Consider the following 17,004-nt stretch of genomic DNA (forward strand, 5'->3'; position numbering starts at 1 on the left):
AGCGGCCGGGGCTTCAGAGCCCCAGCCGCGCCCGCGCCTCCGCAAGCTCCAGCGGCCGCAGGCCGAGCGCCCGCGCAGCAGCCACGAAATGCGTCACGAGAGCGGCATTGTCGGGCGCCAGCCGCCCGTCCGGCAGGTGCAGATTGTTCTCGAAACCCATGCGTACGTCGCCGCCCAGAAGCGCGGCCGCCACGCAGCAGGCGCTTTCCGTAGGGCCGAAGGCGCACACCGACCAGTCGAGGATGTGCCGGCGGGCAGACAGGAAGCCGAGGATCGCCGCAGGCGTCGAGGGCGGGCCGTCGCCATAGCGCCCGAGGACGAAGAGCTGGGCGGCATTGGCTAGCGGAATCTGCCCAGCCTCCGCGAGCGCATCGAAGCGCTGCACATCCGCCCCGTCATAGAGGATGTACTGCACCGCCATGCCGCCAGCCGCGCAGTCCGCAAGGAAGGCCGTCGCCTCGCCGGACAGAGCGGGATCGCTGAAGAGTTCGCGCACGGCGACCGAGAAGGCCTCCGGACGCACCGTCCGCACCATCGCCATCTGCTCGGCCGGACCGTAGAGCCCCACAGCCTCCGTGGTGACCTGCAGGATGAGATCGCGCGCGCCCCGCTGCCGGATCTCGGCGATGGCTTCCGCATAGCGTCCGGCATCGAGGCTGTGCCGCCCCTCATCATCGCGCACGTGCAGATGGATGGCGCTCGCGCCCGCCTCTGCGCAGCGCAGGCTCTCCGTGGCGATGTCCGCCGGGGACAGGGGCAGCGCGGGATGGTCCGCCTTGGTGCGCCGCGCGCCGTTGATCGCAGACATGATGAGAATGGGCCGCATGGAACCTCGCTTGCCGTCGTGCCGGACCTGCTTCTAGCCGAGCGCGGGTGATCCGTATGCGCCCGAATGCCCCTGTCCGCCAGACGGACACTCCGGCCACCCGTATTGAAGGGCCTCGCCCGCTCTGGGATCAGTCGGCCCCAACAGGCACCAGTACCAAGGCGCCGCAGCAAGACGCCAACACCAAGGAGGGGACGATGCTCGAAGCCACCGATACGTCCGAAAACCCGTTCGACATCGTCATCATCGGCCTCGGTCCGGTCGGCGCGACGCTGGCCAACCTGCTCGGCCTCAAGGGCCTCTCGACCCTCGTGCTGGAGCGCGAGAGCGAGGCCTATCACCTGCCGCGCGCGGTGCACTTCGACGATGAGGTCATGCGCGTGTTCCAGACCATCGGCCTCGCCGATGCGATCCTGCCGACGACGCGCCTCAACCCCGGCATGCGCTTCATCGATGCGCAGGGCGCGCTGCTTATGGACTGGCCCCGCCCGCAGGAGGTGAGCGGCCAGGGCTGGCATGCCAGCTACCGTTTCCACCAGCCGGATCTGGAGCGCGTCCTGCGCGACGGTCTGCAGCGCTTCGCGAGCGTGACGGTGCGTGCCCGCTGCGATGCCTTCGCCTTCGAGCAGGATCGCGAGGGCGTCACCGTCCGCTATGAGGAACTGACCACCGGCCGCCTGCGGCAGGTCCGTGCCCGCTATGTGGTCGGCTGCGACGGTGCCCGCTCGCTGGTGCGCCGCTTCATCGGGTCGTCCATGGACGATCTCGGCTTTCACGAGCGCTGGCTGGTGGTGGATGCCGTGCTGCGGCAGCCGAAGCCCGAGCTGGGGGACCACACCATCCAGTATTGCAACCCGGCGCGGCCGGCGACCTATGTGCGCGGCCCCGGCGACCGCCGGCGCTGGGAAATCACCGTGCTGCCGCACGAAGACAGCCGCACGGTGGTCCAGCCGCAGACGGTCTGGTCGCTGCTCGCGCCGTGGCTCGCGCCCGACGAGGCGGATCTGGAGCGGGCCGCCGTCTACACCTTCCATTCCGCCGTCGCCCGCCAGTGGCGGGCGGGCCGGCTGCTGCTCGCAGGCGATGCCGCGCACCAGACGCCCCCCTTCATGGGGCAGGGCATGTGTTCGGGCATCCGCGACGTGGCCAATCTCGCCTGGAAGCTGGAGGCGGTGGTGCACGGGCAGGCCGGTGAGAGCCTGCTCGACACCTATCAGAGCGAACGGGGCCCGGACGCCCATGCTTACATCGAAATGGCCGTGCGTCTGGGCGGGCTCATCAACACCTGCGGCACCGAAGCGGCCCTGAATGCCGCCTTCCGCGACGCAGACGGCGTCGTCCGCATCCAGAGCCGCGTGCCCCGGCTGGGGCCGGGCATCGCTGCCGGCCGCAGCGAGCTCGCCGGCAGCCGCTTCGCCCAGCCGAGGCTCGCCGACGGGCGGCTGCTGGATGACGCCGTCGGATTCGGCTTCGCCCTGCTCGCTGGCGAGCGGATGTGGAGCGCCGCGAGCGAGCCGGTGCGCCGGCGCTTCGCGGCGGCCGGGGTGACGGTGGTCACCGAAGCCACCTGTCCGGCTCTGAAGCCCCTCCTGGAGGCGCAAGGCGTCGGCGCCCTGCTGCTGCGGCCGGACCGCTATGTGGCGGGAGCGGTGCTCGATGACGGAGACCTTGCCGCCCTGGCCGACTGGCCGATGGCCTACCTGCCCCAGCGCGCCGCCGCCTGATCCGGCCGGCACCGCCCGCCCGGCCCTCTCCTGTTTCCCCCAAGAAGATGTTCAAGGAAAAGGTTCGCCCGATGAAGTTCGCTTCCTTCACCCATGCCGGCCGCGCCAGCTATGGCCTCGTGACCGACGGCGGGATCGTCGATCTCGCCCGCCGTTTCCCTGAGGCCCCGACGCTGCGGTCCTTCATCGCCGGCGGTCTGGAACGCGCGGCCCCCTTCGCCGCCGCGCCCGCCGATGTCGCGCTAGACGACGTGGCCCTCGATCCGGTCATTCCCGATCCCGACAAGATCGTGTGCGTGGGGCTCAACTATCATGACCACGTGACGGAGACGGGCCGCACCGTCACGCCCAACCCCATGCTGTTCGCCCGCTATCCCGGCAGCCAGGTGGGCTCCGGCGCGGCGCTGGTGAAGCCGCTGGAATCCGACGAGTTCGATTATGAGGGCGAGCTCGCCGTCATCATCGGCAAGGGCGGCCGGCGCATCTCCGAGGCGGATGCGCTCTCCCACGTGGCCGGCTATGCTTGCTACAACGATGCCAGCGTCCGCGACTGGCAGCGCCACACCTCACAGTTCATGCCGGGCAAGACCTTCGCCGCCACGGGTGGCTTCGGCCCCTGGATGGTAAGCGCGGACGAAATCCCGGACCCGACTCAGCTCAAGCTCACCACGCGCCTCAATGGCCAGCAGGTGCAGCAGACGAGCGTCGATATGATGATCACGCCCATCCCGACCCTCATCGCCTACACCTCCACCATCCTGCCGCTGCTGCCAGGCGACGTGATCGTCTCCGGTACGCCGGGCGGTGTCGGCGCCCGCCGCACGCCGAAGCTGTTCATGAAGGACGGCGACGTGGTGGAAGTGGAGGTGAGCGGCGTCGGCGTGCTGCGCAACCCGGTGGTCGCCGAGCGGTGAGCCCGCGGAAAGTGCCTTGAAGACGTGACACCTGCCGTGGCTGGAACGCTGGCCACGGCAGGTGTGCATTGTGTACGATACAAAAAGAGACCGGGGGATCCGGCGAGACGGGGAAATGGCCGAGGACAGGGACGCGACGCCCGAGAAGAGCGACGGCGTGCGCGCTTTGCGCCGGGGCCTCGCGGTGCTGCGGCATATCAATGCCTGCGGCAGCACGTCGGCGGCGGAGATCGCCCGCGCGCTCAGCATTCCCCGGCCCACGGTCTATCGGCTGCTGCAGACGCTGGAGGAAGAGGGCTACGTGGCCTTTTCCGCCTCCTCCACGCAGGTCCGCGTCACCCGCCTCGCCGCCAGCCTTGGCGATGGCTATGCCGCGCAGGCGCGCATCTGCCAGGCGGCAGGCCCCGTGTTCGGCCATTATGCGCCCCGCCTCGTGTGGCCTCTCGATCTGACGGTCTACGAGGATGCGGCCATGGTGATCCAGGAGACCACCCACACCCGCAGCCCCCTGTCCATCGACCGCGGCATGATCGGCTTCCGCCTGCCCATGCTCAGGACCTCCGCCGGGCGCGCCTATCTCGCCTATTGTCCGCCGGAAGACCGGCAGGCCATCCTCGGCCACCTGCGGCGCATGGATGACGGGGAGGACCGTCCCTTCCTCGATGACGCGTGGTTGGCGCGCTGCCTGTCGGAAACCCGGAAGAACGGATTCGCGGTGCGCGATGGCGGCGAGTTCCGGCCGAAGACCAGCAGCATCGCTGTGCCGGTGATGGTGGGCCAGCGGGTGGAGGCTGTGGTTTCCATGATCTGGATCCGCTCCGCCCTCTCACTCGCCGAAGCCATCCGCGCCCACGGAAGGACGCTCGCGGAGGTCGCCTCGGCCATCGCGCAGGCGGGCGCGCCACCGCCCGATTGAGCTGACGCTGCCGCCCGACCGGCATCCTCCGGGCGTGCCGCCCTCCGGCCGCGAAGGTCCGAGCGCCGCTCCAGGCACAGGCACATACGGTTTGATCACACCTCCGCAGCGAACAGCAGTGGAGCCGGAGCATCGTCGCTCGTCCGAAATGGGCTCGACTGGCCCGACATGGATTCCATGCACCCTAGATCATGTAATGAGGTCGTAATAGCGATCCGGAACCGCGCCTCGCCTGCGCACGTCATGAACAATACAAGGATCGACACGAGAAGCGTGAGCCTGACCATTCCGTTTCTATCAAGCGCATTGCGGTGCCAAACGGGATGTTGCACTGCTCCCTGAATCGGCACCACGCGACATTTTCGTCACTTCCCAAGCAAAGCTGCCGACCGCCCTCCGGCGCCAGTTGACGGAGGGGGATTCGATATTGTTCTCCTAAGGAACGGTTATGATCGCTTTGATCATGCACACGTTCTGTCGTGCCCCCGCTGGCGGGAGGTGGCGAGCGTTGTGTCGGCGGGGGATGGTCAATTGTCGAATGTGATTTCGCGCCGCGCAGGTGGGCGCCAATCGTCGTTTCGTGCCGAACTGCGTCTCGGTGTTTCGCTGACCGCACTCAGCCTCGCACTTCCCGGCATCGTACTCCTGCCCCAGCCCGCCGAAGCGGGCTGCACGACGATCGGCAACCAGCTCGTTTATCAGTGCGACACCAATGGCGTGAACGTGCAGCCGGTGGACGGCACCACGTCGCTGAGCGTGAGCGACATGACCATCCCGAGCGGGTGGATCAATTATTCGGTCGCGCCCGCGGCCACCAGTTCCATCGTCATGACGCTGACGGTGAGCAACACCACGGTCAATGCGACGGGCAATGGTGCCGTCAACGTTTCCTCGCAAACGCTGCCTGCCACTATCACGGTCACGCTCGATTCGGACGTCTCGCTCACCAACACCGGCGGCTCGGGTGGCCTGTGGGTGCGCAATCAGGTCGGCGGCGACATCTCCATCACCAGCGGCGCGACCATCATCTCGACCGGTTCGGACGCCCTCACCGCCACGAGCAACTCCGGATCGGTGACCATCACCAACACCGGAACCGTCACCTCGACGGACAACCGCGGCATCTATGCTGACGGCAGCCCGGTCGGCGGCGCGGCGGTGCCGGTCACGGTGAACAACTCCGGCCTCGTGAACGCCTATCTCGCCGGCATCCGCTCCATCGATTATCTCGGCACCTCAAGCATCGAGAATTCCGGCACCGTCACATCCACCACCAAGCAAGGCCTGATTGCCTGGTCGCAGTCGGGCGACGTGTCGATCAACAATTCCGGCTCGGTGCTCGCCCGCAACTTCATCGGCGTCCAGGGATCGGCCGACGCCGGCAACGTCACCATCGCCAACAGCGGCTATATCGAAGCCCAGCGGGATTCCAGCCTCGGGCCCTCCACGACCAATCAGGGCATCGCCGCCTCCGGCAGCAACAACGTCACCGTGACCAACACCTCGACCGGCCGCGTCATCGCGGGATCGGACACGGGCGTCGCGGTCAGCACAGACAATGGCATCCTCACCGTCACCAACGCCGGACGCATCACCGGCACCGGCGGCGTGAACGCCAACGCCACCGTCGGCACGGTCACCGTTTCCAATACCGGCACCGTCACGGCCACGGGCGGGACAGGCATCGTCGCCGTCAGCGGGAACGGCGCCGTCGGCGTCACCAACTCTGGAACGGTGAGCGCAACCGGCATCGGCATCTTGCTCGACGGTACCACGAACGCCCTCACCAACAGCGGCACGATCACCACCACCGGCACCACGGCGGTGCAGACCGGCAATGGCGACAGCACGATCACGACCCGCGGGCGCATCGCGGCGGCCTCCGCATCCGACACCGCGATCGCCATGGGATCCGGCAGCAACCGGCTGGTGCTCGCCGATAGCGCAACCCTGGTCGGCAAGGTCACCAACGTCAGCAGCGCCAACACGCTGGAACTGAACGGCTCGGCCACCGGCAGCCTCGATCTCGGCTCGGTGGGCGCCACGGGCAATTTCCAGGGCTTTGCCAATCTGGCGAAGTCCGGCACCGGCACCTGGACCGTCACAGGCAGCGGCAGCAGCCTGACCGGAACGGCGGTGGTGAATGCCGGCACGCTGGCGGTGCAGGGCGCGCTGGGCGTCAGCTCCCTCACGGTGGGCAGCGCCTCGACCGCCACGCTCGCCATCTCTAACGGCGGCACCCTCAGCAGCACCACGGCCGCGGTCAATGCGAGTGGCGGCGCCAGCGCTCTGGTGACCATCGCCGGCACCGGGTCTGCCTGGACCAATACGGGTCTTGCGTCCATCGGCACCACGGGCACCGGCTCGCTGACCATCGGCACCGCGGCGCAACTGACGAGCGACGCATTCATTCTCGGCGAACAGGCCGGAGCGAGCGGAACGGCGACCGTTTCCGGCACGAATTCGGGTCTCACGATCAGCACATACATGAAGGTCGGCAATCTGGGCACCGGTTCGCTGACACTGAGCAGCGGGGCAACGGCCTCTGTCGGCCAGGTCACCTATATCGGTGATTTCGACAACAATTCGCCCCCCACCGCATCGGGCTCCGGCAGCCTGACCCTGAGCGGCGCGGGCACGCTGTTCACGACCCAGGGCCTGTATCTGCGCAACATTGGCGCCCAAACCAGCAGTCTGCAGATCACCGGTGGCGCCGTCCTCGACAACCTGCTCGGGCTCTACACGTCGGGCAGTAACTCCAGCATCTATGTGAACGGCGCCAACACGGCTCTGAAGGTCGGAACGCGCACCAGCAGTCCGGTCACCTGGAGCACCTCCGACGGCTGGTTCTCGCCCGATAGCGGACATATCGAAGTGTCCGGCGGCGCGCTGCTTGATGCCGACGGCAGCTATATTGGCGGAAACGGGACCGCGACCATGCTGGTGACCGGCGCCGGAACGCGCTGGCTCAACGGCCTGCCCCTCTATATCGGCGGCACCGGGAACGGGAATCCGGGCAACGGCACGGTCACGGTCTCTGACGGCGCGTATGTGAAATCCTCCACCAGTGCGGTCGGCGTCGACCCCGGCGCCGTCGGCACCCTCACCCTCACCGGAACCGGGACGATCTACGAGGTCGTGCCCAATGCCGCGGCGGGTTCGCCTGGCAACATGCGGGTCGGCTTCAGCGGGACGGGCACGGTCACGGTCACCGACGGGGCGCTGCTGCGGGCCGCCAACCAGATCAACATCGCGACGAATGCGGGCTCCGTCGGTGTGCTCAGCATCGGTGGCGCAGCCGGAGCGGCCGCCGCTGCTCCGGGCTCCGTCGACGGCGGCACGCTCGGCATCGTCTTCGGCGACGGTTCCGGCAAGCTGGTGTTCAACCACACCGGCGCGGCCTATGTGTTCGCTTCGGCGATCTCGGGAACGGGCGAGGTGGTGCAGCAGGGCCCCGGCACCACCATCCTCACGGGCGACGATAGCGGCTTCTCCGGCACCACCTCCATTTCCGGCGGCACGTTGCAGATCGGCAATGGCGGCACGACGGGCACCCTCGGCGGCAACATCTCCCTCGTCGGCGGCACCCTTGCCTTCAACCGCAGCGACAGCATCACCTATGCGGGTTCGCTCTCGGGTGGGGGCGCGCTGGTCAAGAGCGGCTCCGGCACGCTGACGCTGACAGGCGCCAACAGCTACACCGGCGGCACCACCATCACGGCGGGCACGCTGCAGATCGGTAACGGCAGCACCTCGGGCTCCATCAGCGGCGCCATCAGCAATGCGGGAACGCTGACCTTCAACCGCTCCGACGCACTGACCTACGGCGGCGCTATCTCTGGAAGCGGTTCGGTGTTCAAGTATGGCACCGGCACGCTGACGCTGACGGGAGCCAGCACCTATACCGGCCTCACCTCGGTGCAGGGAGGTGGCCTCGCGGTCAACGGCAGCCTCGCAGGCAACGTGACCCTCGGGACGGGGACCACTCTGTCGGGCAGCGGCAGCATCGCCGGCAACGTGCGCGTGAACGGCGGCACGCTCTCCGGAAACCAGACCGCGCCGCTGACCATGGGCTCCCTTACGCTCGCGTCGGCGTCCAACGTCAACGTCACGCTCGGCGCCGCCAGCAGCAGCCCGGCCTTCAACGTACTCGGGAGCCTGACGCTCGACGGCACCTTGAACGTGACCGCCAATCCCGGCTTCGGCACCGGCGTCTATCGCCTCTTCAACTACGGCGGAGGCCTGACAGACAACGGCCTCAATGTGACCCCTGTTGGAGGCCTCTCCGCCACCGTTCAAACGGCGATAGCGCGGCAGGTGAACCTGGTTGTCACGGACCCTGGGCAGAGCATCCTGTTCTGGAATGGAGGAACCACCACGCCAGCAGGCCAATTGTGGGGTGGTCCTGGCACGTGGACGGCCGGGCCCCAGACAAACTGGAGCAACGCCGCCGGTACGCTCTCCCAAGCATGGAACGGAAACTTTGCCGTCTTTCAGAGCTGGCCAGGAAAGGTGACGGTTGACGCCAGCGCTGGCCCGGTCACCACGACAGGCATGCAATTCGTAACATCTTCGTACGAGATCAGCGGTGACGCAATTACGCTGACTGGGTCCTCTCAGATCCCCATCCGGGTGGGTGACGGCACTGCAGCGGGCGCAGGAACAGTTGCTTTTATGAATGCCAAACTGACGGGAACCGGCGGCCTGAACAAGACAGACCTTGGCACCCTGGTTATTGGCGCATACAACGATTATACAGGTGGAACCACGATTTCCGCCGGCACCCTCTGGATCGGAAACGATGTATTTGGTCCTCCAGGAAATATTATCGGAGACATAGTTAACAACTCAAAATTGGTATTCGGAAATAATGGTACATATATTTCATCAAACAACATATCCGGAACAGGTTTAGTTGACGTATCTCGCGCAGGACTCAGAGGATTCTATAGACCAGTCATATTTACTGGAACAAATACATATACGGGTGGAACCATTGTCCCTTTCACTGGAATTCTCCAGATCGGCAACGGCGGCACGACAGGGTCCATCGTTGGTGACGTCGCCAATGACGGCGAACTCACCTTCGCCCGCTCTGATGCTGTTACGTTTTCTGGCATTGTTTCGGGCAGGGGAGACGTGTTCAAAAGCGGAACTGGAACGCTCACTCTCTCGGGATCCAATACGTATACCGGGCGGACTGAGGTACAGGCCGGCAGCCTTGTGGTCACCGGCAGTCTCGGGGGAACGCGGCAGGTCATCCTGAGCACCGGAGCGACGCTGTCCGGTAGCGGGAGTATCGGCGGCAGGGTCGAGGTGAATGGCGGCACGCTCGCGGGCACGCAGGCCGCCCCCCTCACTATGGGCGCCCTGCTTCTTGCGTCCCAATCGAATGTCAACGTCACGCTCGGCGCGGCCGGTGGCAGTGCGCCGTTCAATGTGCTGGGCAACCTGACGCTGGACGGCACCTTGAACGTGACGGCCGATGCCGGCTTCGGGGCCGGCAGCTATCGCATCTTCGGCTATGGCGGCACGCTTACCGACAATGGCCTCGACGTGTCGCGCGGCGGTGGCTTCGTCGGCGTCATCCAGACCTCCGTGGCGGGGCAGGTCAATCTGCTGGTGTCGGACATCGGGCAGACCATGCAGTTCTGGAACGGCACGACCACGACAGCGACCGGAACGGTGGTGGGCGGCAGCGGAACCTGGACGGCCGGGCCCCAGACCAACTGGACCAATGCCGCAGGCACCGCTCCTCAGCCCTGGAGCGCCGGGTTCGCCATCTTCCAGGGCGCGGCGGGCACAGTCCGCGTTGATACCAGCGCGGGCACCGTCGCAACCACCGGCATGCAGTTCGTCACCAACGGCTATCTGGTCACCGGCGATGCCCTGACCCTGTCCGGCACCGCCCAGGCGAGCATTCGCGTGGGCGACGGAAGCGCGGCGGGCGCCGGCACGGTTGCCACCATCGCCAGCGCCCTCACCGGCACGGGCGGCATCAACAAGAACGACCTCGGCAAGCTGATCCTGACGGGCACCAACACCTATACGGGCGGTACCACCGTCACCGCCGGAACCCTGGTGGGCAGCACCACCAGCCTCACCGGCAGCATCATCGACAATGCCGCCCTGGTCTTCAACCAGACCACCACGGGCACTTATTCCGGCACCATCTCCGGCACGGGCTCGCTGACGAAGACCGGCGCGGGCACGCTGATCCTGACGGGCACCAATACCTATACGGGCGGCACGCTCATCTCCGAGGGCACGCTCCAGATCGGCAATGGCGGCGCCAGCGGCTCCATCGTCGGCAACGTCGTCAACAACGCCACGCTTGTCTTCAACCGCTCCGGCACCTACGACTTCCCCGGCACCATCACCGGCTCGGGCGCGGTGATCATCACCGGCGGCTCCACGGTGAACTTCACCTCGGCCGCCGGCTACAACGGCAACATCGGCGTTGCGGATTCCAGCTTCGTCCTGTCGCCCAATGCCGTGTCCCGGTCGAGCTACACCATCGGCACCGGCGGCACGATCTCCGGCACCGGCACCATCGGCGGCCTCACGGTGGCCTCCGGCGGCACGGCGGCGCCGGGCTATTCGCCGGGCACCCTTACGGTCGCCGGCAACGTCACCTTCCTGCCGGGCTCGGTCTATAGCGTGGACGTGACGCCCTCCGGCGCCCACGATCTCATCACCGCCTCCGGCACTGCCAGCATCCTCGGCGGCACGGTGGCGGTGAATGCGACGGCGGGCGGCTACAGCCCGGTCACCACGCTCACCATCCTTCAGGCCTCGGGCGGGGTGAGCGGGACATTCGCCAGCGTCACCTCCAACCTCGCCTTCCTGACGCCGCTGCTGAGCTATGACGCCAACGACGTCTATCTGACGCTGCGGCGCAACGACATCAGCTTCGCCAGCCAGGCGCTCACCGCAAACCAGCGGGCCGTGGCGGGGGCTGCCGACGGGCTCGGCTGGAGCAACCCGGTCTATTACGCCCTCGCGAACCTGCCCGTCGGTGCGGCGCCCGCCGCCTTCGACAGCCTGTCGGGCGAGGCCTATGCCTCCTCAAGCACGGTCATGCTCCAGCAGTCGATCTATCTGCGGGATGCGGTGGGCGCGCGGCTCGGGCAGGCGCTCGCGCCGGCGACCGCGCCCGGCGGGCCTGAGACGGCGGCGCTGGCGCCGGGCCTGACCCCGACGCTCTGGATGCAGGGCTTCGGTGCCTGGGGCAATGCCTGGGGCAACGGCAATGCGGCGAGCGTCAGCAGCGACATCGCCGGCGTGTTCGGCGGCGCCGACGTGGCGCTGGGCGATCGGTGGCGCGTCGGCCTCATGGGCGGCTACAGCCGCACCACGCTCGATGCGAATGCCCGCAACAGCTCCGGCACCATCGACAATTACGACATCGGCCTCTATGCGGGCGCCCGCTATGGCGACCTCGGCCTGAAGGCCGGCGTCAGCTATACGTGGCACGATGCGGCCATGACCCGTAGCGTGGTGTTCAGCGGTTACAGCGGCCGCAACACCTCCGGTTATGACGCCGGCACGACGCAGGTGTTCGGCGAGGCGGGCTATACCTTCCGCATGAACGGCATGGCACTGGAGCCCTTCGCCGGCCTCGCTTACGTGCACCTCGCCACCAACGGCCTGACCGAGACCGGCTCGACGTCCGCCCTCTCGGTCAGCACCGGCGACATGGACACGGTGTTCTCGAGCCTCGGCCTGAGGGTGGGCAGCAGCCTGACGCTGGTGCCCGGCCTGACGGTGAGCCCGAGCCTCAGCCTTGCCTGGCTGCATGCCTTCGGCGATGTGGCTCCAGCCTCCACCACGGCCTTTGCGACCGGCTCACAGCCCTTCACGGTGACCGGCGTGCCGCTCGCCCGCGACAGCGCCCTCATCGGCGCCGGGCTCGACTATCGCATCAACGCCAATGCGGTGCTCTCCGCCACCTACAGCGGCCAGTTCGCCTCCGGCATCCAGGACAACGCCTTCAAGGGCATGCTGACGGTCAACTTCTGACCTCCATTTCCCGCCGGGCGCGCCATTGTGCGCCCGGCCTCCCGCATCCCCCGCCACCAGTTATTCCGGACAACGCCTCTGAATGCTTCGCCGACGAGGTGGACGCGCCGGACGGCGCCTCACGATCGAGCGTGACGCCGCGAACGGAGCCGCTTGCCCGTCGTAAAGACGCCGAAGCTGGCTGACTGATCCGATGGAAAGACCGGCAAAGAAAAAGGCGCTGCCCAGCAGCGCCTTTAGGTCTTGTCCAACAGGATAAGGCGCTTCAACACCCAACCCAGCGCGCGCTCACCTCATCGCTAGAGGCGGCCAAAGCATGCGTGGTCGGGGAGCCCTGCGCGCCGCTGTGCCTCAGAACGGGATTTCGTCGTCCATATCGTCGGCCGGGCGACCGCCACCCGAGCGGGCACCGCCGCCACCGCCGCCGCCTCCCGACCGGGCCGGGCCGCCGCCGAAGCCGCCGCCCCCACTGCCGGAATAACCGCCGCCGCCGCCGAAGCCGCCGCCCCCACCGCCGGAATAACCGCCACCGCCGCCGGAGACGCGCTCCATGGGACCGGAGGAACCGAAATCGGAACCGCCGCCATAGCCGCCGCTGCCGCCGCCGTAATCATCCCCGCCCTCGCTGCCGCCGCCGCGACCGTCGAGCAGGGTCAGTTCGCCGCGATAGGGGCGCAGCACCACCTCGGTGAAATAGCGCTCGCCGCCATTCTGGTCGGGCGCTTTGCGGGTCTCGAGCTGGCCTTCGATATAGACCTTCGAGCCCTTCTTCAGGAACCGCTCGGCTACGCCCACGAGGTTCTCGTTGAAGATGGCAACCGAATGCCACTCGGTGCGCTCGCGCCGCTCGCCGGACGCCTTGTCGCGCCAGGTCTCGGACGTGGCGATGCGCAGGTTGCACACCCGGCCGCCATTCTGGAAGGCGCGGATCTCCGGATCCCGGCCCAGATTGCCGACCAGGATCACCTTGTTGACGCTGCCGGCCATTCGGGTCTCCGTTCTCTTGTCTTCACGTCTGCTGATGAGGTCTGACACCGGAGGCCGCCGATCAGCGCCTGGGCGCACGGCCCTCAGACCTTGCTCGCACCGTAACGGTCCTGCCGGGCGAAGCGAGGGCGCGCGCCCGTTGTCCACCAAAATGGCCCAGGCAACCCCCAATGTTCCATTTATGTTCTAGCGCGTGCCCGATATTTCCACAAGCTACGGTTTCAAGCTTTTTTACTGGCCCGACCCGCACGTTCCTGTTACGTTCCCTGCTGCATCGCACGCCGCTTCCTATATGAGCCCCGTTGCAGGCACCCTGCCCGCCCCTCGATGGAGCGGGAACGACGGTGCCGGCGGCACGGCGATGCGGGCCGGAAGCCGAGAGGCGGATTGAACATCCGCGGTCGGTTCCCTGCCGTACAGACGCTGTTCTGAAGCTGCCACCGGCGACGGCTGGCCGCGATCCGTCCGTTCTCTGCGGGCCCCCGCCCGCCAGCCCAAGCTCGAGACTCATGAGCGACCGCAAGCCCTCCTCCCGCGCCGTCACTGCCCCCAAGGACCGACGCGATGCCCGGCTTCTTTCCGTGCGCGGCGCGCGCGAGCACAATCTCAAGAATGTGGATCTCGACATTCCGCGAGACAGCCTCGTGGTGTTCACGGGCCTCTCGGGCTCGGGCAAGTCCTCGCTTGCCTTCGACACCATCTATGCGGAAGGCCAACGGCGTTATGTGGAAAGCCTCTCGGCCTATGCGCGCCAGTTCCTGGAGATGATGCAGAAGCCGGACGTGGACCAGATCGACGGCCTCTCCCCCGCCATCTCCATCGAGCAGAAGACGACCTCGAAGAATCCCCGGTCCACCGTCGGCACGGTGACGGAGATCTACGATTACATGCGCCTGCTCTGGGCGCGCGCGGGCGTGCCTTATTCCCCCGCCACCGGCCTGCCCATCGAGAGCCAGACCGTCTCCCAGATGGTGGACCGGACCCTCGATCTGCCGGAAGGCTCGCGCCTCTACATCCTCGCCCCCGTGGTGCGCGGCCGGAAGGGCGAATACCGCAAGGAGATGGCGGAGTTCCTCAAGAAGGGCTTCCAGCGCGTGAAGGTGGACGGCGCCTTCCACGAGATCGCGGAAGCCCCCGCCCTCGACAAGAAGCTGAAGCACGACATTGACGTGGTGGTGGACCGCGTGGTGGTGCGCGCCGACATCGCCGCCCGCCTCGCCGACAGTTTCGAGACCGCGCTCGGCTTGGCGGACGGCATCGCCGTGCTGGAGTTTGCCGACCAGAAGGAAGCGGACGGCAGCCCGAAGCGCGTCATCTTCTCGGAAAAATTCGCCTGCCCGGTCTCCGGCTTCACGATCCCGGAAATCGAGCCGCGCCTGTTCTCCTTCAACAATCCCTTCGGTGCCTGCCCGGCGTGCGATGGTCTCGGCGTGGAGCAGACCATCGATCCGGACCTCGTGGTGCCGGACAAGAGCCGCACGCTCAAGCAGGGCGCCATCGCCCCCTGGGCCAAAAGCACCTCGCCTTATTACGGCCAGACGCTGGATGCGCTCGCCAAGCACTACAAATTCAAGCTCACCGTGCCCTTCTACGATCTGCCCAAGAAGGCGCAGGACGTGATCCTGTTCGGCTCGGGCGAGGAGGAGATCGCCTTCTCCTATGACGATGGCCTCAGAGCCTACGAGACGAAGAAGACCTTCGAGGGCATCGTGCGCAATCTCGACCGCCGCTGGCGGGAGACGGAGAGCGACTGGGCGCGCGAGGAAATCTCGAAATATTTCTCCACCGTGCCCTGCGCCACCTGCGCGGGCTATCGCCTGAAGCCCGAGGCGCTGGCGGTGAAGATCGCCGGCAACCATATCGGCCAGGTGGGCGAGATGTCCGTGCGAAGCGCCAGCGCATGGTTCGAGGATCTGCCCGGCACGCTCTCCGACAAGCAGAACGAGATTGCCGCCCGGATCCTGAAGGAGATTCGCGAGCGCCTGCGCTTTCTCATGGATGTGGGCCTCGAATATCTCACCCTCGGCCGCTCCTCCGGCACGCTTTCCGGCGGCGAGAGCCAGCGCATCCGCCTCGCCTCGCAGATCGGCTCGGGCCTCTCGGGCGTGCTCTATGTGCTGGACGAGCCCTCCATCGGCCTGCACCAGCGCGACAATGCGCGGCTGCTGGAGACGCTGAAGCGCCTGCGCGATCTCGGCAATACGGTGATCGTCGTGGAACATGACGAGGATGCCATCCTCGCCGCCGATTATGTGGTGGACGTGGGGCCGGGCGCCGGCATCCACGGCGGGCGCATCGTGGCGCAGGGCACGCCGCAGGAAATCCTGGCCGACCCCGCCTCCATCACCGGCAAGTATCTCACCGGCGAGCTCTCCGTGCCGCCGGCCCCGCGCCGCAAGCCCAATCCGCGCAAGATGCTGAAGCTCTCCGGCGCGCGCGGCAACAATCTGAAGAATGTCACGGCAGAAATCCCGCTCGGCCTGTTCACCTCCATCACCGGCGTCTCGGGCGGCGGCAAGTCCACGCTGCTCATCGACACGCTCTACAAGGCGGTGGCGCGGCGGCTGAACAATGCCCATGACGCCCCCGCCCCCTTCGACAAGCTGGAGGGGCTGGAGCATCTGGACAAGGTCATCGACATCGACCAGTCGCCCATCGGCCGCACGCCGCGCTCCAATCCGGCCACCTATACGGGTGCCTTCACGCCCATCCGCGAATGGTTCTCCGGCCTGCCGGAAGCCAAGGCGCGCGGCTATGGTCCGGGGCGTTTCTCCTTCAATGTGAAGGGCGGGCGCTGCGAAGCGTGCCAGGGCGACGGCGTCATCAAGATCGAGATGCACTTCCTGCCGGACGTCTACGTCACCTGCGACGTCTGCAAGGGCAAGCGCTACAATCGCGAGACGCTGGAAGTCACCTTCCGCGAGAAGTCCATCGCCGACGTGCTGGACATGACGGTGGATGAGGGCGCCGAATTCTTCAAGGCGGTGCCGAGCGTGCGCGACAAGCTGGAGACGCTGGCGCAGGTGGGCCTTGGCTATATCAAGGTCGGCCAGCAGGCCACCACGCTCTCGGGCGGCGAGGCGCAGCGGGTGAAGCTAGCCAAGGAGCTCTCCAAGCGCGCCACCGGCCGCACGCTCTATATCCTGGACGAGCCCACCACCGGCCTGCACTTCCATGATGTGGCCAAGCTGCTGGAGGTGCTGCACGAGTTGGTGGAGCAGGGCAATACGGTGGTGGTGATCGAGCACAATCTCGAAGTCATCAAGACCTCCGACTGGGTCATCGACCTCGGACCGGAAGGCGGCGACGGCGGCGGCGAGATTCTGGTGGCCGGTCCGCCGGACGTGGTGGCCAAGGAGAAGCGCTCCCATACCGGCACCTTCCTCGCGGAAGTGCTCGCCCGCCGCCCCATGGCGAAGACGCGCAAGAAGGCGACAGCGGCCGAATAACCCAACGGCGCCTCCCCGGGGGCGCCGTTTGCCCTCCTGCAAGCCTCCCACGCGGTGGTGCGCCCTCGCGGGTGTGGAATCTCCGAGGAGCGCGCAGCCGCTGGTGCGGCACGGATGGGAAAGCCAGAGGCGGGGCGATTCCGCTCCTTTCTTGGTGCGCGGCGGG

At 67.0% G+C, this 17,004-nt stretch carries 7 protein-coding genes; 5 read left to right on the forward strand and 2 right to left on the reverse strand.

Annotated elements, in window-relative coordinates; genetic code table 11:
• Window positions 1-13: 13 nt before the first annotated feature.
• Entirely contained in the window at window positions 14-826 is an 813-nt protein-coding gene (locus DFO45_RS21050; protein ID WP_133866397.1) for a 3-keto-5-aminohexanoate cleavage protein, read from the reverse strand.
• 197 nt (window positions 827-1,023) lie between these two features.
• Between DFO45_RS21050 and DFO45_RS21055 the strand changes: the two genes are divergently transcribed.
• The 4 genes from DFO45_RS21055 to DFO45_RS21070 all read left to right on the forward strand — a co-directional run bounded on the left by DFO45_RS21055 (window position 1,024) and on the right by DFO45_RS21070 (window position 12,402).
• Window positions 1,024-2,550 carry a bifunctional 3-(3-hydroxy-phenyl)propionate/3-hydroxycinnamic acid hydroxylase gene (locus tag DFO45_RS21055; protein WP_133866398.1) on the forward strand — a complete coding sequence of 509 codons (1,527 nt, stop codon included), beginning with the start codon at window positions 1,024-1,026 and terminating at the stop codon, window positions 2,548-2,550.
• Between the two features lie 71 nt (window positions 2,551-2,621).
• On the forward strand, window positions 2,622-3,464 hold the full coding sequence (locus tag DFO45_RS21060; protein ID WP_133866399.1) for a fumarylacetoacetate hydrolase family protein: 843 nt from the start codon (window positions 2,622-2,624) through the stop codon (window positions 3,462-3,464).
• 115 nt (window positions 3,465-3,579) lie between these two features.
• On the forward strand, window positions 3,580-4,380 hold the full coding sequence (locus tag DFO45_RS21065) for a DNA-binding transcriptional regulator (RefSeq protein WP_133866400.1): 801 nt from the start codon (window positions 3,580-3,582) through the stop codon (window positions 4,378-4,380).
• Window positions 4,381-4,920: 540 nt separating this feature from the next.
• Window positions 4,921-12,402 carry an autotransporter domain-containing protein gene (locus DFO45_RS21070; protein ID WP_245518216.1) on the forward strand — a complete coding sequence of 2,494 codons (7,482 nt, stop codon included), beginning with the start codon at window positions 4,921-4,923 and terminating at the stop codon, window positions 12,400-12,402.
• A gap of 351 nt (window positions 12,403-12,753) precedes the next feature.
• On the opposite strand, the gene ssb is transcribed toward DFO45_RS21070, so the two are convergent.
• Window positions 12,754-13,389: a single-stranded DNA-binding protein gene (gene ssb / locus DFO45_RS21075; protein WP_133866402.1), complete on the reverse strand. Its 636-nt coding sequence runs from the start codon at window positions 13,387-13,389 to the stop codon at window positions 12,754-12,756.
• 509 nt (window positions 13,390-13,898) lie between these two features.
• Here ssb and uvrA point away from each other — a divergent pair.
• The gene (uvrA, locus tag DFO45_RS21080; protein WP_133866403.1) at window positions 13,899-16,838 is read left to right on the forward strand and encodes an excinuclease ABC subunit UvrA; all 2,940 of its coding nucleotides are present in this window, start codon (window positions 13,899-13,901) and stop codon (window positions 16,836-16,838) included.
• The last annotated feature ends 166 nt before the right edge of the window (window positions 16,839-17,004 follow it).

The organism is Azorhizobium sp. AG788, assembly GCF_004364705.1.
In the GTDB taxonomy this organism is placed as follows: domain Bacteria; phylum Pseudomonadota; class Alphaproteobacteria; order Rhizobiales; family Xanthobacteraceae; genus Azorhizobium; species Azorhizobium caulinodans.

What these genes read in the sequence shown, in the direction of transcription:
- DFO45_RS21055 (WP_133866398.1), top strand. Translation starts at nt 1,024, where the DNA reads ATGCTCGAAGCCACCGATACGTCCGAAAACCCGTTCGACATCGTCATC.
- uvrA (WP_133866403.1), top strand. Translation starts at nt 13,899, where the DNA reads ATGAGCGACCGCAAGCCCTCCTCCCGCGCCGTCACTGCCCCCAAGGAC.
- DFO45_RS21065 (WP_133866400.1), top strand. Translation starts at nt 3,580, where the DNA reads ATGGCCGAGGACAGGGACGCGACGCCCGAGAAGAGCGACGGCGTGCGC.
- DFO45_RS21060 (WP_133866399.1), top strand. Translation starts at nt 2,622, where the DNA reads ATGAAGTTCGCTTCCTTCACCCATGCCGGCCGCGCCAGCTATGGCCTC.
- DFO45_RS21050 (WP_133866397.1), bottom strand. Translation starts at nt 826, where the DNA reads ATGCGGCCCATTCTCATCATGTCTGCGATCAACGGCGCGCGGCGCACC.
- ssb (WP_133866402.1), bottom strand. Translation starts at nt 13,389, where the DNA reads ATGGCCGGCAGCGTCAACAAGGTGATCCTGGTCGGCAATCTGGGCCGG.